Raw genomic sequence first — 2,139 nt, forward strand, 5'->3', positions numbered from 1 at the left:
TAGTGTCGCGCGTCATTAATTCGTTGACAGTATGGGATGATGGCATATGCCGTCACCTGTGCTGGAGATCAGCGAAGAGGACCGTGCGACCCTGACCTCGTGGACACGGTCGCGGACGTTGCCGGCGGGACGTGCGCAGCGTGCGCGGATCGTGCTGGCCGTCGCGGCGGGGACGGGCACCTCGGCAGTGGCGCGGCATGTCGGGGTCTCGCGTCCGACTGTGATCAAGTGGCGTGACCGGTTCGCCGTCGACGGGCTCGCTGGCCTCGAGGACGAGGAGCGTTCGGGCCGACCGAAACGCATCGATGATGCCGTGATCATCGCCACCACGCTCGAGCCGCCACCGGCCAAACTCGGGGTGACGCATTGGTCCTCGCGGTTGCTGGGCAGGCACTTGGGGATCGGGGATGCCACCGTCGCCCGTGCCTGGCGCAAGTACGGGGTCAAGCCATGGCGGCGGGAGACGTTCAAGTTCTCCACAGACCCGGAGCTGGAGGCCAAGGTCCGCGACGTGGTCGGGCTGTACCTGAACCCACCGGAGAAGGCGGTCGTGCTGTGCGTGGATGAGAAGTCCCAGATCCAGGCCTTGAACCGGACCGCGCCGATCCTGCCGCTGCGACCAGGCTTGCCGGAGAAGGCGACCCACGACTACAAGCGCAATGGCACCACCACGCTGTTCGCCGCTATCGAGGTAGCCACCGGTGCGGTGACCGACCAGTGCTACGACCGGCACGGTAAGGCCGAGTTCCTCGACTTCCTCAAGAAGGTCGCCAGGGCTTACCCGCGCCGGGAGCTGCACGTGGTCCTGGACAACTACCACACCCACAAGCACGAGGACATCAAGCAGTGGCTGGCCAAGCACCCGCGGATCACGTTGCACTTCACCCCGACCAGCGGGTCCTGGCTCAACCTCGTCGAGGTTTTCTTCGGGATCATCACCCGACAGGCCATCCGCCGCGGCTCCTTCGACAGCGTCAAGCAACTCGTCACAGCGATCAGCACCTTCATCGACGGCTGGAACGAGCGCTGCCACCCATTCATCTGGACCAAGACCGCCGAGGAAATCCTGCCCCACGCCACCCGTCAAACCAGTTCAGGCGCGTGACATCAGAGACCGAACGCGCCGCCGCCGACGAGGATTGCGACGCCCAGTCCGATCAGGACGATGGGGAAGAGGATGTGCTCCCGCCGTTCGAGGACCTCGGCGATGGGTCGACGCGTGGCGACGAACTTGGCGGTGGCCACCAGCACTGCCACGAGCACGAGGAAAACGATGCAGAAGGTGATGACAGCGGGAGTACTGATGTTGAGGAAGACCGGGACGTAAACGCCGATGTTGTCCCCACCGTTGGCGAAGGTGACGCCGGCGACGGTCGCCACGGCAACGCTCTTACCTGACACGGCGGCATCATCGTCGTCGCCCTCGCCGCGGTAGACCTCCCACGCAGCCCAGAGACCCAGCGCGAGGGGGATGAGCCCAAAGTAGGGAATCGCCTCCTCTGGCAGCGCCCACCCCGCCCCCAAGGTCACCACGAGTGCGGCGGCGAGGATCCCGACGAAGCCAAGGTATTGCCCGGCCAAGATCTTCGCGGTCGTCCCGGGGCGTCCGGCACCTCGGGCGAAGAAGAGCGAGAGCACGATGATGTCGTCGATGTTGGTCGCGATGAAGAGCCCGATCGCTTGGAGCAGCGCCGCGGCCGTCATGCGCCGGACCTGCCGTCGTGGCAACCAGGCACCTCGCAGGCGACGTCGAGGCAGGGGGCGTCCGCGTCGACGGCCAGCTTGACCTCGACCAGCTCGGTGAGCGCACGTGCGAGGTGGGGGTCAGCGATCTCGTAAAGGGCCTGGCGGCCCTCATGGGTGGCGACCACGATCCCGCAGTCCCGCAGGCAACCCAGGTGGTTCGACACATTCGAGCGCGTCAGGTCTAGCGCGTTGGCGAGCTCTGCCGGATGCGCGGGGCACGCCAGAAGCGACAGAAGGATCCGTGAACGCGTGGGGTCGGCCATCGCCCGGCCCAGACGCTGCATGGCGTCTAAGCGGGAAGCAAGAGTCAGCATGCACTGAACGATACAGTAACCGCTGAACTACAATCGCCCCACCCAACTCGTCAAACAAGTTCAGACGCGTGACACTAGG

The 2,139-nt window shown here is 65.5% G+C and carries 3 protein-coding genes; 1 reads left to right on the plus strand and 2 read right to left on the minus strand.

Translation table 11 applies throughout. From position 1 onward, the window contains the following. Nucleotides 1-46: 46 nt before the first annotated feature. Nucleotides 47-1,105, plus strand: coding sequence for an IS630 family transposase (locus tag KKR01S_RS10385; RefSeq protein ID WP_006947314.1), 1,059 nt, complete (start codon nt 47-49; stop codon nt 1,103-1,105). 2 nt (nt 1,106-1,107) lie between these two features. Here the strand turns inward: KKR01S_RS10385 and KKR01S_RS10390 are convergent, their stop codons facing one another. Together KKR01S_RS10390 and cmtR are read right to left on the minus strand one after the other, a co-directional pair. Beyond that, the gene (locus KKR01S_RS10390; protein WP_006947316.1) at nt 1,108-1,704 is read right to left on the minus strand and encodes a cadmium resistance transporter; all 597 of its coding nucleotides are present in this window, start codon (nt 1,702-1,704) and stop codon (nt 1,108-1,110) included. Further along, nucleotides 1,701-2,060: a Cd(II)/Pb(II)-sensing metalloregulatory transcriptional regulator CmtR gene (gene cmtR, locus KKR01S_RS10395; protein ID WP_006947315.1), complete on the minus strand. Its 360-nt coding sequence runs from the start codon at nt 2,058-2,060 to the stop codon at nt 1,701-1,703. Before cmtR ends, KKR01S_RS10390 begins: the two co-directional genes overlap by 4 nt. Nucleotides 2,061-2,139: the final 79 nt, after the last annotated feature.

The sequence above is a fragment of the Rothia kristinae NBRC 15354 genome (assembly GCF_001570865.1).
Classification (GTDB): Bacteria; Actinomycetota; Actinomycetes; order Actinomycetales; family Micrococcaceae; genus Rothia; species Rothia kristinae.

What these genes read in the sequence shown, in the direction of transcription:
- KKR01S_RS10385 (WP_006947314.1), top strand. Translation starts at nt 47, where the DNA reads ATGCCGTCACCTGTGCTGGAGATCAGCGAAGAGGACCGTGCGACCCTG.
- KKR01S_RS10390 (WP_006947316.1), bottom strand. Translation starts at nt 1,704, where the DNA reads ATGACGGCCGCGGCGCTGCTCCAAGCGATCGGGCTCTTCATCGCGACC.
- cmtR (WP_006947315.1), bottom strand. Translation starts at nt 2,060, where the DNA reads ATGCTGACTCTTGCTTCCCGCTTAGACGCCATGCAGCGTCTGGGCCGG.